15 protein-coding genes are annotated in these 16,107 nt (G+C 57.0%); 9 read left to right on the forward strand and 6 right to left on the reverse strand.

Going from position 1 to position 16,107, the window contains the following annotated elements; translation table 11 throughout:
- Positions 1 to 212: 212 nt before the first annotated feature.
- Positions 213 to 1,067 (forward strand): glycosyltransferase, encoded by an 855-nt coding sequence (locus AABM55_RS18720; protein WP_347927278.1) that lies wholly within the window; start codon positions 213 to 215, stop codon positions 1,065 to 1,067.
- Positions 1,068 to 1,615: 548 nt separating this feature from the next.
- Here AABM55_RS18720 and thpR read toward each other — a convergent pair.
- Together thpR and AABM55_RS18730 are read right to left on the reverse strand one after the other, a co-directional pair.
- Positions 1,616 to 2,161 (reverse strand): RNA 2',3'-cyclic phosphodiesterase, encoded by a 546-nt coding sequence (gene thpR / locus AABM55_RS18725; protein ID WP_347927279.1) that lies wholly within the window; start codon positions 2,159 to 2,161, stop codon positions 1,616 to 1,618.
- A gap of 34 nt (positions 2,162 to 2,195) precedes the next feature.
- A complete protein-coding gene (locus AABM55_RS18730) occupies positions 2,196 to 3,767 on the reverse strand; it encodes a L,D-transpeptidase family protein (protein ID WP_347930059.1) in 1,572 nt (523 codons plus the stop codon).
- Between the two features lie 144 nt (positions 3,768 to 3,911).
- On the opposite strand from AABM55_RS18730, the gene AABM55_RS18735 reads away from it, so the two are divergent.
- The 7 genes from AABM55_RS18735 (at position 3,912) to AABM55_RS18765 (ending at position 11,265) form a co-directional block, all read left to right on the forward strand.
- The gene (locus AABM55_RS18735) at positions 3,912 to 4,625 is read left to right on the forward strand and encodes a murein L,D-transpeptidase catalytic domain family protein (protein WP_347927280.1); all 714 of its coding nucleotides are present in this window, start codon (positions 3,912 to 3,914) and stop codon (positions 4,623 to 4,625) included.
- Positions 4,626 to 4,993: 368 nt separating this feature from the next.
- Entirely contained in the window at positions 4,994 to 6,190 is a 1,197-nt protein-coding gene (locus tag AABM55_RS18740) for a hypothetical protein (RefSeq protein ID WP_347927281.1), read from the forward strand.
- Between the two features lie 46 nt (positions 6,191 to 6,236).
- Positions 6,237 to 6,785: an adenylyl-sulfate kinase gene (locus tag AABM55_RS18745; protein ID WP_347927282.1), complete on the forward strand. Its 549-nt coding sequence runs from the start codon at positions 6,237 to 6,239 to the stop codon at positions 6,783 to 6,785.
- The gene (locus tag AABM55_RS18750) at positions 6,782 to 7,531 is read left to right on the forward strand and encodes a methyltransferase domain-containing protein (protein WP_347927283.1); all 750 of its coding nucleotides are present in this window, start codon (positions 6,782 to 6,784) and stop codon (positions 7,529 to 7,531) included. Before AABM55_RS18745 ends, AABM55_RS18750 begins: the two co-directional genes overlap by 4 nt.
- A gap of 5 nt (positions 7,532 to 7,536) precedes the next feature.
- The gene (locus AABM55_RS18755; RefSeq protein ID WP_347927284.1) at positions 7,537 to 9,852 is read left to right on the forward strand and encodes a PEP-utilizing enzyme; all 2,316 of its coding nucleotides are present in this window, start codon (positions 7,537 to 7,539) and stop codon (positions 9,850 to 9,852) included.
- Positions 9,849 to 10,466: a gamma-glutamyl-gamma-aminobutyrate hydrolase family protein gene (locus tag AABM55_RS18760; protein ID WP_347927285.1), complete on the forward strand. Its 618-nt coding sequence runs from the start codon at positions 9,849 to 9,851 to the stop codon at positions 10,464 to 10,466. The genes AABM55_RS18755 and AABM55_RS18760 overlap by 4 nt, the downstream gene beginning before the upstream one ends.
- An 85-nt stretch (positions 10,467 to 10,551) precedes the next feature.
- On the forward strand, positions 10,552 to 11,265 hold the full coding sequence (locus tag AABM55_RS18765) for a phosphocholine cytidylyltransferase family protein (RefSeq protein WP_347927286.1): 714 nt from the start codon (positions 10,552 to 10,554) through the stop codon (positions 11,263 to 11,265).
- Positions 11,266 to 11,306: 41 nt separating this feature from the next.
- On the opposite strand, the gene AABM55_RS18770 is transcribed toward AABM55_RS18765, so the two are convergent.
- From AABM55_RS18770 to AABM55_RS18785, 4 genes are all read right to left on the reverse strand, one after another.
- The gene (locus tag AABM55_RS18770; RefSeq protein WP_347927287.1) at positions 11,307 to 11,687 is read right to left on the reverse strand and encodes a RidA family protein; all 381 of its coding nucleotides are present in this window, start codon (positions 11,685 to 11,687) and stop codon (positions 11,307 to 11,309) included.
- A gap of 148 nt (positions 11,688 to 11,835) precedes the next feature.
- On the reverse strand, positions 11,836 to 13,449 hold the full coding sequence (locus tag AABM55_RS18775) for a sensor domain-containing diguanylate cyclase (RefSeq protein ID WP_347927288.1): 1,614 nt from the start codon (positions 13,447 to 13,449) through the stop codon (positions 11,836 to 11,838).
- Positions 13,450 to 13,559: 110 nt separating this feature from the next.
- The gene (locus tag AABM55_RS18780) at positions 13,560 to 14,132 is read right to left on the reverse strand and encodes a YceI family protein (protein WP_054598085.1); all 573 of its coding nucleotides are present in this window, start codon (positions 14,130 to 14,132) and stop codon (positions 13,560 to 13,562) included.
- Between the two features lie 25 nt (positions 14,133 to 14,157).
- Positions 14,158 to 14,718 carry a cytochrome b gene (locus AABM55_RS18785; RefSeq protein ID WP_347927289.1) on the reverse strand — a complete coding sequence of 187 codons (561 nt, stop codon included), beginning with the start codon at positions 14,716 to 14,718 and terminating at the stop codon, positions 14,158 to 14,160.
- A gap of 198 nt (positions 14,719 to 14,916) precedes the next feature.
- On the opposite strand from AABM55_RS18785, the gene AABM55_RS18790 reads away from it, so the two are divergent.
- Positions 14,917 to 15,855, forward strand: coding sequence for a class I SAM-dependent methyltransferase (locus AABM55_RS18790; RefSeq protein WP_347927290.1), 939 nt, complete (start codon positions 14,917 to 14,919; stop codon positions 15,853 to 15,855).
- The last annotated feature ends 252 nt before the right edge of the window (positions 15,856 to 16,107 follow it).

Consider the following 16,107-nt stretch of genomic DNA (forward strand, 5'->3'; position numbering starts at 1 on the left):
GTGATGCCTTGAAACAAGCGAGGACAGGTTCATTGCCCTGTCCTCGCCTTCTCGCAAATAGATCCATCCCCTCCGCTCCCCCGCCTCCGCGTTTATCGGATCAGAAACAACCCTGTCAAAAAATTTATCCCGCCGAGAACAGGCCGAAAGATTGACCTCTCTAGGATGAGCGCACGCCTGAAGTTCAGGCAGCATTCGAGGCTAAATAACCTATGACGCGCCCACTTTCGACCAAGGCCAACTACAGCATTGTGTTGGTCAACTACAAATCGCTTGAACTGACCAGGACCTGCCTGGAACTGCTGCGCGAGCATGTGCAAGCAGCTGGCGTGCCGGTATTTGTGGTGGACAACTATTCGAACGATGCGAGCAGCGAATACCTGCGCACGCTCGACTGGATCAACCTGATCGAACGCAAAAGCAACGCCCCTGAAGCCGGGAGTTTTGCTCATGGCCGGGCCTTGGATCTTGCCCTGGAGCAGGTTGAAACCGAGTACCTGTTTTTGTTGCACACCGACACGTTCATTTACGACCCGGCCGTGTTCAGCCTGATGCTCAGCCTGTGCGCTGGCCCGCAGGAAGTGGCGGCGGTCGGCTGCCTGGAACAGCTAAACCGAGGTGTGGCCCGAACGGCCTGGCGCCTGACTTCACGGTTTTTCAAGCACTACACCCGGCGCAGCCTGCTGGCCCTGGGGTTGAATGCCAAGACACCGAAACCGTTCAGGGAAGTTCACTTGAAAAGCTTCTGCACCCTGTGGAACGTGCGCCTGGTTAAACAACACGGCCTGCACTTTCAAATGGATGGGCGCAATCCCGGTTACGAACTGCAAGATCGAATGGCGGCGCTGAACTACAAGATCAGCTTCATTTCGCCACGCACGATATTCCGTTATCTGGACCACATTCAAAGCGGGACGGTGTCAGCGATGGGCGGTTATGCGAATAGCCACCGCAGGGTCAAGGTGTACAACCAATTGACCGGACAACGAGCATTCAAGGCTGATGCATTACAGACAAATGGCTACGTGGGATCGTTCAAGCAAGCGCGCGCTCCCGCTATTGTTTGATGCCTGCTTCCAAAAGATCGTCCGAACGCGGCCCGAACCTTCGGCAGCTACGGATATCAATATCAACCGCCCACAATGAAGCGGCTCGCCGTCACCACTCAACAGGCCGAGCGTTAGCTCGCCTGCCGCTGTTGATCTTGATCCACCCGCCCCTATCGGGAGGCCGAGCGCAGGTGTTCATCAGGGGGTGGGCGCGCAGCGCCGTTCGACGAAGTCGAACACATCGAGAGGAGGTCGTCGCGAAGCAGACCGTAGGCGATGCCCCCTGATGGACACCGTAGCGAGGGTACGCCGAGCCTAGGCGAGGTGCCGTACGCTTGGGGCGAGCGTTTTTTTTGCTTACTTTTTTTAGGCGCTTGTAAAAAAAGTGAGTCGCCGTCAGGCGAAACCCTAAGTGGCCGTTACCGCAGCAATGGATATGTACACCTGCGAGAGGTTGGTCGGCTGTCAGGCCGCCATCGCGGGCAAGCCCGGCTCCCACAGTAGATTGGTGTACATCCGCAAGAGATAGGTCGGCTACCAGGCCGCCAAGGTCAAGAGATCGCAGCCTACGACACCAGAGGCCATTCAGCCAGCGCCCGATAGCGGCCTTTATGCGACTCGAACAACGCAAAATGCCCAGCACTCAAATGAAAGTCCGGGGGCGTTTCAGACTCCGGAACAGGCTCCCGAAAGTCACGCATCAAGGTCAAATGAGGACGATATTCCCGAGGCGCGTCGGCAAACCCAAGCGGCAGCATCGCCTGCTGCAAGGCATACACCAGCTGACGCAACGGCAACGACGACTGCGTTGGCGCGAGTAACAAAACACCCGCACGACGCCAGGCATCCAACTGGTCGAGAGAGACCGTCAAGCGCTCGCCCGGCGTTCTGACTTGCGCGGCAGCCGCGCAGATATCCGGAATCTGCGTCACCGCCACAGCCCCCAGAAACATCAGCGTCAGATGAAAATTTTCCGCTGGCACCGGACGTCCGCTAGTAAGCCGCAGAGCGCTTCGCCATTGGGCGATCGCTCGACGTTGTGCCGTGGCGCAGGGCAGCGCGAAAAACAATCGCTTGAACGGTTCGCCCTGCTCACGCGGTCCATTGTTCATGCCTTGTACCTCCCGACTGGAGTTCGAGTAACGCTCAGGACTTGCCGCCGAGCGCGGCCGACAATGCGGCATCCCGCCCATAAATATCCGGGGCATACAGCAACTGGCCTTGCCGGTCGGCTTGCACGGTCCAGTAACTGAGCAGGATCGGCACCGGCGTAGCCAGCCTGAATTCGTGGGTCAGCCCCGTCGCCAGCAACTCATTGGTCCGCTGACGCTCAGCCGGACTCAACAACAGATCGCGCAACTGCATTGCCTGCTCGACCCGCACACAGCCTGAACTGAACGCCCGCGGCGCCTTTTGGAAAAGCGCCTGGCTGGGGGTGTCGTGCAGGTACACGGCGAACGGATTGGGGAAGCGGATCGCCATTTGCCCCAGCGGATTCTTCGGCCCCGCGTCCTGGCGCAGGAGGATGTTGCCGGGGTTATCCCAGTCGATCTCGTCCACCGCCAACGGATGGCCGTCACTGTCCAGCACCTGCAGGTTCTGTTTACCGAGGAACGCCTGATCCCGGCGAATTTCCGGCAGCTTGTCTTCACGCATGATGGTCGGCGGCACGGTCCAGGTCGGGTTCAGGGTCAGGCGCGTAACCGACGACTTCAGCAGCGGGGTCTGCCGCTCGGCACGCCCCACCTGGGTGCGTGTCTGCCAGACCGGCGTACCGCCCTGATAGACGGTCAACGTCGCTGCGGCCACATTGACCAGCAGACCATTCGGTTCCAGATCCTGCGCCAACCAGCGAAAACGCTCGAGGTTGATCCGCAACTGCTCGCGCCGCAGCGCCGGGCTGACGTTCAGCTCGGTCAAGGTGCCCTCCCCCAGCACGCCATCCGCTTGCAGCGAATGGCTCAGCTGGAAGCTTTTCAGCGCGCTCACCAGCTCCTTGTTGTAGACCGTGCCGACACCCGCGGAAACGTTGGCCAGATAGCCTTCGCTGAAGAGTCGCTTCGCCAGTTCAGGTACTCGCGCATCCTGTGCGCCGGGTTGCAACAAGGGCCCACTGGCGAGCACCTGCCAATGGGGCAACGGCTGCTGACGCTGTCGGGCATAAACACGGCGCAAGCTCTGGTATTGCTCAAGGCTTGGACGCGCCAGTTGAAAAGCCGTCGCCATGTCTTGCAGACCCGGCCCGGCGATGGCCAGCACCTCGGCGGGTCGGTCGTACGGCACTGCCTGTGCATGCCACAACGGCTCGAAACGCGATTGCCGCAAGCGGCCGTAACGCAGGTCCTGCAGGGCTTGAAGATAACGCTGACTGATGCCGATATCGGCACACACTGCATCCCCTTCGGCAGCACCCGTGGGCAGGCTGTAGCGCTTCGGGTCCAGTCCGTCATCGGCCAACTGCTGCACCTGTGCCTGCAAGGCCGACAAGCGTCCGTTGGCCGTCCAGATCAGGACATAGTCCTGCTGCTGATAAAAAGCCTGCAACAGCGTTTGCGCCGACGCACTCAGGTGCGCGGCCAGGCGCGGGCAATCGACCGGCAATTGAGTGAGCGCCAGTTTCAATGGGCTGTCGTGATCAGCCAGCTCGTTCTGGGCAGTCGCGACCAATGGCGCAGCGAGCAGGAAAAGGCTCAAGTAACATGCGTGCTTTTTGATCAACTGCTTCACTCCACTCCATGACCGTCAAGTAGACGGTCAACCTCTGCAGCAGGTGCGGCAAGCACCAAGGCCAGCGTATGCACAGGCCTGCCGAGGGAACGACAGGAGGTCGGGAGCCAACAATAACAACAGGACTCTCTGCGCATGCTGACCTTTTTACGCCGACACTGTCTGGCAGCTATGACACTGGGCGCAATGTGCAGTTCGGCATTCGCCGCCGACACCCACGATCAAACGTTATATAACAGCCTCGCGCACGCCGCTCCGGAACTCAATCCCCAAGCACTGCAAAGTGCCCTGAACGCCATGCAATGCGCCGTCAACAGTGGCGCGAAGCAGGCCGAGCGCCTGGCCGTGATCGACTATTCGCAACCGTCCACGGCTCGTCGTCTTTGGATCTTCGATTTGCGCGAAAAGTCCCTGGTGCTGCGCGACTTGGTCGCCCATGGGCAAAAATCCGGGGAAAATTTCGCCACGCAATTCTCCAATCGCGTCGGCAGCTATCAGTCCAGTCTGGGCCTGTTTCGCACCCAGGAAAGCTATCAGGGCAGCCACGGCTACTCGCTGCGCATGGACGGTCTGGAACCGGGCTTCAATGACCGCGCACGTGATCGCGACATCGTGATTCACGCGGCCGACTACGTGAATCCCTTATGGAGTGAACGCCAGGGACGTATCGGTCGCAGCCAGGGTTGCCCGGCAGTGCGCCCGCAAGTGGCGCGCCAGGTGATCGATAAACTCAAGGACGGCCAGTTCATGTTTTCCTGGTATCCCGACCAGCACTGGCTGAAAGCCTCGGCCTACCTCAACTGTCGACCACATCTGGGGACCGACATCCTCACCGCGAATGGCAACTGACGTGTCCGGAGAGAAGGTTGGTGTTGTTGTGGTCAAGCATCACCAAAATTAACGACTACCGATGTAAAGCCCGCTTGATCACTGCCGATAAGCTTACTGTCCTGCGCCATATCATGCTCGCTCGAAATGATGGCAATCCGCCAATCGCGTGGTATATTGGAGAATCCTTCGCATTTACAGATCAAGTTCTGTCGTTAATTTTCCAAGAAAATCCGATACGATTTTAGTTTGATTTGCATCACGACAAGGGTGTACACGCGCTGAAGGAGAAGCGCCAGGGTTAGACCGAAAAGCTTCTCCGCTTTCGTGCATTTACATGGTCTAAATCTGGTTTTACCTAGGGAAGTATTGAAGGTGCATCTTTTATCATGAAAACCGTTTACTTGATCAGCAACGTCAATAATGGCGGAAAAACATACCTTGAATACTTGCTGCCAGCGCTAAATGCTCTTCGCGACAAGTACAACTGCATAGTACTCCAGACCAATACTGTCGGTATCAGCAAGCACGAAGCAGAACAGATCCTCAACAGTCCGGTTGAGGAGGTGGAACTGACGTTTATCGCAATGCTTAGATCGCAAACAGTCATCTCAAATGACGCCTCGATTGGGCGACTGCTGGACGAGTCAAATTTTGGCATTTTTATTGCGCATGGCAATGTCGGCATGCCCATCGACGACAAATACTATTGCTCCGATTGGACATCACATTGGGACGCGATTGTTTCTTCATCCCGATCGCTTTTTGACCTGATTAAAGCAGGTCTACAGCTTTACAGGCATGACAGGCACGCGCTGCGTAAAGTGTTTGAAGGAAGATCATTGCGCTCGGACCTTCGAAAAACAAGTGCAATATCTACACTGCCAGTCAAAATCCCCGAGCCTTTCAGGTTTCCCCCTGACTATCTGCGAACAGCCGATGAGTATGTCGTAGGTCTTCTGCCGACCCAAAAAGGAATATGCCCGAGCGGTGCTACTCTATATGAAAATATGGAGACCATTATCAACTCGGTCAAGTCCACTATTCCTCATGCGACATTTATTTTACGCCCGTACATGACTGACGTTGAAGCGCCGTATGTAAAAGAGTTGTGTGGACTGCTTTCTCAGTACCAATGGATCTCAATTGATGAATCCAAAGAAAGCAGTAAAGAATTCTACCAACGCTGTGACACCCTCATTACCGACGCCTCGAGCGGTGGTGTTTCCTTTATGCTGAACACCTGCAGACTGCCAATCTATTATGTTCCGGCAGCCAGCGAGAGCAACCCTATCGTCAAGGCCTGGCTGAAACAAATGAGTGGTTTGCTGCCAATAGCCAATAGTGGCGACCGCCTTAAAGAAATAGCCATTGAAATCGAATCGCTTACGCCTGATGAGCATTTTCTCAGGTATCAGAAATTCCATGAAGAAGAATACAGCGACCTGCATCACCCGAATGAAGTTTTTCAAGACCTGGTTCAGAAACAGCATGAGTCTGATTTCCGTTACTGTTCGATCGATTCTTTTGGAGAAATTGACAAGAGCGAAATCAGCCATCAAGAAAGCGTCCTGCAACCATCATGAGTCGCTGCTGATTAACACGTCTAAACTGAAAACAAGCTAGGTCGATATGACAGATGATTGCACCGGGCGGGTAGTATGGATTACAGGTCTTTCGGGTGCTGGCAAATCAACCTTGGCCCATGAGTTCGTTGCCGAACTGCGAAGCCGTGGCCAGTCGGTTGTCATGTTAGATGGCGATGAATTGCGCGACGTATTTGGCGTTACAGTTGCTAACTCACAAAACCATGGACGCGAGGGGCGATTGGCGTTGGCAATGCAATACGCCCACCTGTGCAAAGTGATTGCCGCGCAGGGGCTCACGGTGGTGATTGCAACGATTTCGCTGTTCCGCGAAGTTCATGCCTGGAACCGTACCCACCTGCCTGGTTATTTCGAGGTTTACTTGAAGGTGCCGGTGGAGGAACTCCGCCGTCGGGACCCCAAGGATATATATCGCCGGTTCTATGCGGGTGAGTTGCAGAATGTCGCGGGGCTCGATGTATCGATTGATGAACCGACAGCGGCAGACTGGGTGATTGAGTTCGAACCTGACCGCCCCGTGCAAACATTGACAGATGATTTACTACATCGATTTTATAAAAGGAAGTTGGTATGAAAACCGAATGGGATTACACCGCGCTGGCTGATGCTTATTTGAAACGTCCTGACTACGCTGACGCCGCGATCGATGCGATGCTCTCGATTGCAGGTGCCGAGAAAGGCGACAAGTTCTGCGATGTCGGAGCAGGCGTCGCACACCTGACCATGATGCTGGCTGCGCGTGGTCTGGATGTTGTTGCGGTGGAACCTAATGATGCGATGCGCGCGAATGGCATCAAGCGTACCGCAGACCTGGCCAACGTAAGCTGGCATGAAGGGACGGGCGAAGTCACAGGACAAACGTCGCACGCTTTCGACATGGTCACCTTTGGTAGCTCCTTCAATGTCTGCGACCGCCAGCAGGCACTCAAGGAAACCGCGCGCATTCTCAAGCCTCGAGGCTGGTTCGCCTGCATGTGGAATCATCGTCATCTTGATGATCCGATCCAGGCCCGCATCGAAGCCATCATCAAAGAACGGGTACAGGGTTATGGCTACGGTACTCGTCGTGAAGATCAAACTGCCGTGATCGATGCCAGTGCGCTTTTCGGCCCTGTTGTTCATCTTGATGCGCGTGTCATTCACGAACAAAGCATTGAAGAGTGTCTGGAAGCCTGGCGTTCGCACGCGACGCTGGAGCGCCAAGCCGGTGCGAATTTCCATGAGGTGATCAGCGCAATCGATGACTATCTGAAAAGCCTTCAGACGTCCTCGATCCAGATTCCGTACTCGACCAATATCTGGGTTGCTCAGTTGAGATAATGCCGATGGCGCTGCATTTCTCTACCAAGGCTGGCACATTGGCCAGCCTACAAGAGCGGCTCAAGTCGGCTCGCATTGCTCCGCTGTTGTCGTTCACCGTGAGGGACTGGCAAATCGGTGGGCAAGCCTGTTTTCGTGATATCCAGGGACAGCTGGGGGCCGGTCCCTGGATCGTGCGCTCCAGTTGTCTGCGCGAAGATGGCGCGCAAGCTTCCTGTGCAGGGGCCTTTCTCTCGATCCCTGGCGTCAATGAAGCAGGATTGGTATCAGCCGTTGAACAGGTGATTGCAAGTTATGGCGATGTACACCTGGCAGACGAGGTACTGATTCAACCGATGCTGGGTAACGTGGTTCGTTCCGGCGTTGCCTTTTCCCACGACCCGAATACCTGCGCGCCGTACCGGGTTGTGAACTGGTCGGAAGGCAGTGACACGGCATCAGTCACCGGCGGCATGGGCGGTCGACTTTGGCAGCAGGCGGCACTTAGCAAAGTGCCGCCGCCACCGAAATTCGCACCCTTGATCGCCTTGCTCGAAGAGTTGCTGGCGTTGTTCGATGGCGCGCCGATCGATTGCGAGTTCGCTGTCACACGCGAAGCAGAAGGCGAGGTATTGTGGCTGTTACAGGCCCGACCATTGATTTTGCCATCACGCCCGGAATCCGAAACAACGCAGGCCGCCCGGCTGGAAAGTATTCAGCGCAAGGTGGCGCGAGGCATGCAGCCGCACCCCTTCCTGATTGGCCAGCGTACCGTCTATGGCGTAATGCCGGACTGGAATCCGGCCGAGATTATCGGAATCCGTCCCAAACCGCTGGCGCTCTCGCTGTACCGGGATTTGGTGACCGACTCAATCTGGGCCTACCAGCGCCACAATTACGGCTACCGCAACTTACGCAGTTTCCCGCTGATGCCGCATTTCTTCGGGCTGCCGTACATCGATGTGCGCTTGTCGTTCAACTCCTTCATTCCTGCAGACCTCGATGAGGGACTGGCCGGGCGGCTGGTCGATCACTATATCGATCGACTGCTGGCCGAACCGACGCTGCACGACAAGGTGGAATTCGAGATTGTTTTCTCGTGCTACACATTGGATTTGTCGCAGCGACTGGAGCGCTTGGCCAGTGCCGGTTTCCTGGAGCACGAGCTAGAGGCCATCAGCACCAGTTTGCGCAAGCTGACCAACCGCATCGTTCATCCCAAGGACGGCTTATGGCGCGCCGATGCCAATAAGCTCGACATGCTAAATGCGCGACGCGAAGAATTGCTGGCCTCCAACGCCGACCCGTTGGAGCGGATTTACTGGTTGCTGGAGGATGCAAAACGCTACGGCACCCTTCCATTCGCCGGCCTGGCCCGCGCAGGCTTCGTCGCGGTGCAGATGCTTAGATCGCTGGTGACGGTGGGCGTGTTCTCGCAGGCTGACTACGATTGCTTCATGGGGGGGGTCTCAACCGTCAGCGGCCAGTTGGCACGTGACCGGGCGACACTGGACAAGGCGACGTTCCTCGCGCGCTACGGACACTTGCGCCCGGGCACCTACGACATCCTTTCGCCTCGTTACGATGAAGCACCGGAACTCTACTTTGACTGGACCCAGCGTCCATCCACCCCAGAGCCAGTACAACCCTTTTCGCTGACCCTTCCACAAATGCGCGAAATCGTGAAGCAGCAGGAGGCACACGGCTTGGAGCCTGATCCAGTTGGCTTGCTGGACTTCATGCAAGCCGGTATCGAACTGCGCGAGCTGGCCAAGTTCCACTTCACCCGCAATCTCTCGGATGCCCTGGCATTGATTGCTGAAGTAGGCGCCCAGCATGGCATTGGACGCGAAGACATGGCCTATTGCGACATCGGTGCCTTAAAGGAGCTGCACGTTGCTGCAGCAGACCCGAAAGATGTGCTTTTGCGCAGCATTGAACAGGGCAAGGCCCGCTACGAAAAGACCCTCAAGATATCGCTGCCACCAGTGATTACCCGACCTGAGGATGTCTGGTCCTTCGAGTGGCCGGAAACAGCACCCAACTTCATCACCCAGAAGCAGGTAACAGCCCCCGTGGTGCTCAGCGATGACCGGGAAAAGCTCGCCGGGGCGATTGTCTGCATTCCCAATGCGGACCCAGGTTTTGATTGGTTATTTGCCTACCCGATTGCCGGGTTGATAACGGCGTGGGGCGGCGCCAACTCGCACATGGCGATTCGTGCCGGTGAGCTCGGCCTGCCAGCGGTCATCGGTGCCGGTGAAGTGCTCTACCGCCGCTGGTCGTCGGCTCAGCGCTTACATCTGGACTGTCCCGGACGCTGGGTGGAGATGATGGCATGAAGGTCGTTGCCGTCAGCCAGCGCGTGGACGTAATTCCTGAACGCGGCGAAAACCGTGATGCACTGGATCAGCGTCTGGTCACCTTGCTTCTGGTTGCCGGATTTATACCGGTGCCGGTACCCAACGGGTTGTACCTGCAAACACCCGATGGAGAAGTGATTCACGGTGCCCTGGATGACTGGCTGAACGCGGTATCACCACAGGCCATCGTTCTTTCGGGCGGAAATGACATCGGTCAGTGTTCGGCACGCGACCTGACCGAAGGCAGACTGCTTGACCATGCACGATCCCACAACTTGCCAGTACTCGGAATTTGCCGGGGAATGCAGATGATCGCGCACTCGGAAGGCAGCGAACTAAAACCGGTTACAGGTCATGTGCGAACCCGGCATAAGTTGTCGGGACAGATTGTTGCCGAGGTGAACAGTTATCACAGTTTTGCCCTTGCCGACTGCCCGAAAGGGTTTGAGGTCTTGGCGCGAAGTGAAGATGGGGAAATCGAAGCCATTCGACACCTCAACCTGCCTTGGGAAGGCTGGATGTGGCACCCGGAACGAGAGGCGTTTTTTGCATCGCACGACATTCAACGATTGAAGAAGTTGTTCGGTGAATAAAACCTGTACCCGGCCTGAGAGCTGGTACTTGGCACCCCACTCGCCGAGACGAATTCCATTCGAAAACTCATGAGGTAGAACTGTTGTGAAAGCCATTATTTTGGCTGCCGGACGTGGCAGCCGCATGAAAAGCCTCACGGATGAACGTCCGAAGTGCATGGTCGAGTTGCGTGGCAAGACACTGCTGGAGTGGCAGCTTGTGGCGCTGCGCGCTGCTGGCGTTAGCGAGATAGCCATCGTTACCGGCTACAAACGCGAGCTGTTGGCAGACCAAGGGCTGATCGAGTTCCATAATTCACGCTGGGCGCAAACCAATATGGTGTCGTCATTGGCGTGTGCTGAAGCCTGGTTGCAGGCAGAGCCGTGCATCGTGAGTTATTCCGATATTTTCTACAGCCCGGCAGCGGTCCAGTCGTTGATGACATGCAAGGCTTCCCTGGCTGTCACCTATGACCCGAATTGGCTGGAGCTTTGGACACAGCGTTTTGGCAATCCATTACTGGATGCCGAAACGTTCCGCCTGACACCCGCTGACACTTTGGCTGAAATCGGCAACAAACCAGAATCAGCAGACGATATTCAGGGCCAATACATGGGGCTTTTGCGCTTCACGCCTGAGGGTTGGGCAGAAGTCATCCGGCTTCGCTCAGCATTAACCCCGGAGCAGTGTGACAAAGTGCATATGACGAACACCCTTCAGCAAGTCATTGATGCGGGTCGGGTCCCGATACACGCCATTCCTTACACAGGAGAATGGGGAGAGGTCGACTCCTCTGAAGACCTCTCCTTGTATCAATAGAATGAGCCGCAATGCTTGATCTGTCGCGATGACCCGCAGACTCAGCCCTTGGCCGCCATCGCGGTGACTTCCACGCGCATGCCTTCGACCGCCAGGGCGGCTACGCCAACGGCGGCGCGCACCGGCCAGGGCTTGGCGAAAAAGCGTTGATAGACCTCGTTGAAGGCGGCGCGGTCGGCCATGTCGGTGAGGTAGATGGTCAAATGCATGACCCGGTCCATGGAACTGCCAGCCCGTTCCAACGCGACCTTGAGTGCCTGCAGCGTGCACTCGCTTTGCTCGGTGATGCCACCCAACTCCAGGCTACCGTCAGCGCGGGTGGGGATCTGGGTCGAGACCAGCAGGCCGCCGAAACCGGCAACATCGGAGGAGATGGATTCCGGGTCCAGGTCGGGGATAAAGGTCAGGTCTTGGTTTGCCATGAGAGGATCTCTTGCTTGAAGTGCTAAAGGGGTGATCGTGTAAACCGCGGCCAGTTTACAACCCCATCGTCTGGGAGCAATCAATGCACGCAACCCTGTCTTCTCGGCGACGACTTCGACGCCCAGGCGGGCTCTCGGGCACTGTTGCCTAAAGCTTGTAGGTCACATACCGGCCGCGCCCGGTTTTTTTGGCTTGATACATGACGCGGTCTGCGGCCAGCAGAAGCATATCCGCAGAGCTTTCCCCGTTCCCCAGTGCAATGCCAATCGAAACACCCACGATGCAGACCGTACCGGAAATAAAAAACGGCGCTCCCAGTGCTTCAATACATTTAGTCGCGACGGTGCTCACGATCTCTTCGGCATCGTCCCCAAGGTCACTCAGCAGAACAACAAACTCATCACCCCCGATGCGCGCCAAGGTATCGGTCTCCCGGACAACCCGGCGAAAGCGCCTCGCCACTTGCCGCAGCACCTCGTCACCCGCCTCGTGGCCAAGGGTGTCATTGATATGCTTGAAGCCATCGAGGTCCATGAACAACAGGCCCACACTCGTCTCTTTGCGTTGTGCCAGAGCCAACACGTGACGAAGCTGGCCCGAGAGATGATGCCTATTGGGCAAACCCGTCAACATATCGTGATGAGCAATTTTTTTAAGCTGGGCCTGTTTGTCATCCAGCTTGATCAACAAACGATTGAAGGCCGAGATCAAGTGACCGACTTCATCATTGCGAGTGACTGGCAAGGGAGCCAGTGGTCGTTCATCACGCGTCATGCGGTCAGCCTGCGCGGCGGCATGAAACAGATGACGAAAGACAAAGTACAGGCCAATGGACGAGAACACGGCGAAAATCAAAATGGATATAAACGCCCCCCTGATCAAGAAATGCTGTGTTCGATCGACAGTTGCAAAAGCCTCACTGCTGGGCAAACGGGCAACGACGAACCAGCCGGTACTTGGAACCGACGCCATTGCTGAGACCTCCTCGCCCCCTTCGGCGTTGAGCGTTACCCCCGCACCGCGAAATCCGGCCATGGCCCGATCATGCAGCGCATTGGCGCCGGGAGGCGGCGTTGGCTTGAGCGTCATATCAAGCGCCGAGGATTCGACAAACAATCGACTTTCCGGGAAAACCAGCTGGAATCCGCCCGTCGTCTCCCCCATGCGGCTCTGGAGCAAGGAATCCAGAAACCCTGGCGCTGCGAGTGCCGTGACGCCCACGAGAACGGCTTGAACCCTACCGTGTTCATCCCTGATGGGCGCGGACATCGGCAGCAGCGGTTTTTGGGTTGTTTGATCCACCGCAGGACGCCCGACAAATGAACGTCCTGCCCATCCGGCTTCAATGTCATCACGCTCTGCGTAAGGGGTATTGAGTGGCGGTGTCAGGTCGGGATAGCTTGCGAGTAAATCCCCATTGGCGTTCACGATGTACACATCTGTCGAGAACAACGTCTGGTAGGCGTAATGCTCTTTCAGCCAGGCGCGCAGTCGCTCGGGTTGCTTGAGGAAATCAACAGGAATGGAGCTGGCAAGGAGCTCAAGCAAACGCTGACGCTGAATGATTTTGTCGTCGATGTCGCGAGCGACATAGGTCGCCAACGCTAATTGCTGGCCTTCCACGACCGCGCTCAAATCCTCACGCAGAAAGTCGGTGAGCACGTAATAACGCACGACCGCCCCAAACACGACAATGCACAGCGCCAATCCCAACAGCCGAGTGACGACACTGTTGAAGATTCGGGTGAAATTCAAGGGCATATGAGAGTTATTCGGCATGGCCGGAGTGTAGCCGAGGGCGTAGCGCTTTTGGGTGTTTTCCCTTCACGGCGCGGCCAATCCATCGTCAGGTATCCAGGTTCGAGCACAGGCTACTGCTCGGGCGCGACCACCCGAAACTTGATGTTGATCTCGTTGGAGACAACCCCGTAATCGGCCCATTCGCCCTCACCGATCTTGAAGTCTCCGCGTTTGAGAATGAACTCGCCATCGAATACGCCGATGGCGCTCTCAGGCTTCAAGGTGATTTGTGCACCGACCTCGCGGGTAATGCCCTTGAGCGTGAGCTGGCCAGAGACCTCGTAGCGATTGTTGCCGAGCGCCTTCACGCTGCTCGATACAAACTTCGCCTCTGGATAAGCCGCCGTGTTGAACCAGGCGGGCTTTTTCAATTCGCTGTTGGCATCGCTGTTCCCGGCATCGATGCTGTCGAGCTGGATGGTCAGTGTGGCGTGGGCCGCCGAGGGGTTCGCCGAGTTGAAATCGAGGGTGGCCTCGAATTTGCCGAACGTGCCATACACCCTCGCCCCCATCTGGTTATAGGTGAAGCTGATCTGGCTCGCGCGTGCATTTACTTTCTTGTATTCGACCGCCTGGGCGCCCGCCGTGGTACCGAATACAAGGGCTGCAGCCAGGATGACAGAACGTGGAAATCGGTGGGTCATGGGATTATCCGGTCAGTGGCCTGCTTCATGGCTTGAGATGCCGAGGGTCAGGCTGGCGCTTTGACGGCAGTATGCGCGTCAGCACGTTGTCGCGATCAACGAAGTGGTGCTTGAGCGCCGCGCATGTATGAACGATCACCAGCACCAGCAATGTGTAGTTGAGGACTTTGTGCACATCGATGAGACGATCGCCGAGCGCGTCGTCCTTGGGCAGCAGATCCGGCAGCGGCAAGACACCAAACCATGACGTCTGGAAGCCTTTTGCCGAACTCATCAGCCAGCCGCTGAGCGGAATCGCGAGCATCAGTGCGTACATCACCCCATGCGAAATGTGGGACGCGAACCGCATCACGGGCGACACGGTCGTCGGCAAGGGCGGAACAGGATGGCCCAGGCGCCAGCCGAGCCGTAGCAGCACCAGAAAAAACAAAGTCACCCCGGCCCACTTGTGCCATGAATACAGCTTCAGTTTGGTCGGCGAGAACGCAAGTTCAGGCATGTAGTAGCCGAGCGCGAAGGTGCCGATCAGCCCGAGGGCTATCAGCCAGTGCAGGCAAATCGCCGTGCGGGTGTAACGATCGTTCATGAGCGCTCCGTGTCGACTGACGACGTGACCGGGTAAAACCTCACTGCCTGACTGCCGGTACATTGTTGATCCGGACCGGTACTTGCGCAAATGCTTTGACGGCAAGCTTGCCTGCGCAATCGCCTTTTGCCTCGCAGAACCCCTGGCGCCACAATTGTGGTTAAAATGCCGCCCCTTTCATATTGCCGGCCCTGCCCGATGAACCCTGACGCCCTCGCCATCCTCCGCCAGCATTTACTGACGGCTCTGACCGCTGTCCCCGAAGAAACCCGCCGCGTGTTCCATGGCCGGGGCCGATGCTGGCCGGGGCTGGAACAACTGACCATCGACTGGATGCAGGGCGTGGTACTGGTCTCGCTGTTCAAGGAGCCTGACCCGGCGCAGCTCGAGGCATTGAAGCATTTGCTGATGGAGATCGCGCAGTCGCCTGAGTGGGAGAAATCCGGCGCGCATACGTTGCTGCTGCAACACCGCTACCTGCCGCAAAGCACCACCGAATGGTTGCTGGGGGAAATGGTCGAGGAATGGACGATCACCGAGGGCGGTCTGCGTTATCGCATCGACCTGGGCAAAAAACAGAACAGCGGCCTGTTTCTCGACATGCGCTACGGCCGCAATTGGGTGCGCGCCAATGCCCAGGGCAAACGCGTCTTGAACCTGTTCGCCTACACCTGCGGGTTTTCGGTGGCCGCCATCGAGGGCGGCGCGGAGCATGTGGTCAACCTGGACATGTCCCGCGGCGCCCTGAGCCGCGGACGCGACAATCACCGGCTGAATGGGCACGACTTGAGCAAGGTCAGCTTTCTCGGCCATGACCTGTTCAAATCCTGGGGCAAGGTCATCAACAGCGGCCCTTACGACCTGGTGATCATCGACCCACCGTCGTTCCAGAAAGGCAGCTTCCTGCTGACCAAGGACTACCAGCGCGTACTACGCCGCCTGCCGGAACTGCTCACCAGCGATGGCGTGGTACTGGCCTGCATGAACGACCCGGCCTTCGGCCCGGACTTTCTCATCGACGGCGTGACCCGCGAAGCCCCGAGCCTGCACTTCGAACAACGCCTGGAAAACCCACCGGAATTTCCCGATATCGATGCGCAAAGCGGTCTGAAGGCGCTGGTGTTCAGGGCAGGCTGATTAGCCATATTAGAATGGTTTGCTCAGCAGTCAGCCTCCTGAACAACCAGATTCAGGTAGGAAGCAAACACCGGAGCGCAACACCTTCAGTAACTTCCTGCATTGGGCTCGGACGGTTCTCAAACACAAAGTGGACCAGGCTGATATTCATCGTGTGCTTAAACGATTGAAATACCGAGCGAAAACTCCTATCGGTGTTCAGACCGCGCCATAGGCTTTGAAACCACTCATCAAGGCGACGTTGACCGAAAG

It is taken from the genome of Pseudomonas helvetica, assembly GCF_039908645.1.
Lineage (GTDB): Bacteria > Pseudomonadota > Gammaproteobacteria > Pseudomonadales > Pseudomonadaceae > Aquipseudomonas > Aquipseudomonas helvetica.

Bases quoted from the DNA above. Each gene is read 5' to 3' on its own strand.
- AABM55_RS18740 (WP_347927281.1), top strand. From the start codon at position 4,994: ATGAAAACCGTTTACTTGATCAGCAACGTCAATAATGGCGGAAAAACA.
- AABM55_RS18735 (WP_347927280.1), top strand. From the start codon at position 3,912: ATGCTGACCTTTTTACGCCGACACTGTCTGGCAGCTATGACACTGGGC.
- AABM55_RS18770 (WP_347927287.1), bottom strand. From the start codon at position 11,687: ATGGCAAACCAAGACCTGACCTTTATCCCCGACCTGGACCCGGAATCC.
- AABM55_RS18760 (WP_347927285.1), top strand. From the start codon at position 9,849: ATGAAGGTCGTTGCCGTCAGCCAGCGCGTGGACGTAATTCCTGAACGC.
- AABM55_RS18750 (WP_347927283.1), top strand. From the start codon at position 6,782: ATGAAAACCGAATGGGATTACACCGCGCTGGCTGATGCTTATTTGAAA.
- AABM55_RS18720 (WP_347927278.1), top strand. From the start codon at position 213: ATGACGCGCCCACTTTCGACCAAGGCCAACTACAGCATTGTGTTGGTC.
- AABM55_RS18745 (WP_347927282.1), top strand. From the start codon at position 6,237: ATGACAGATGATTGCACCGGGCGGGTAGTATGGATTACAGGTCTTTCG.
- AABM55_RS18790 (WP_347927290.1), top strand. From the start codon at position 14,917: ATGAACCCTGACGCCCTCGCCATCCTCCGCCAGCATTTACTGACGGCT.
- AABM55_RS18780 (WP_054598085.1), bottom strand. From the start codon at position 14,132: ATGACCCACCGATTTCCACGTTCTGTCATCCTGGCTGCAGCCCTTGTA.
- AABM55_RS18755 (WP_347927284.1), top strand. From the start codon at position 7,537: ATGGCGCTGCATTTCTCTACCAAGGCTGGCACATTGGCCAGCCTACAA.
- AABM55_RS18775 (WP_347927288.1), bottom strand. From the start codon at position 13,449: ATGCCCTTGAATTTCACCCGAATCTTCAACAGTGTCGTCACTCGGCTG.
- AABM55_RS18785 (WP_347927289.1), bottom strand. From the start codon at position 14,718: ATGAACGATCGTTACACCCGCACGGCGATTTGCCTGCACTGGCTGATA.
- thpR (WP_347927279.1), bottom strand. From the start codon at position 2,161: ATGAACAATGGACCGCGTGAGCAGGGCGAACCGTTCAAGCGATTGTTT.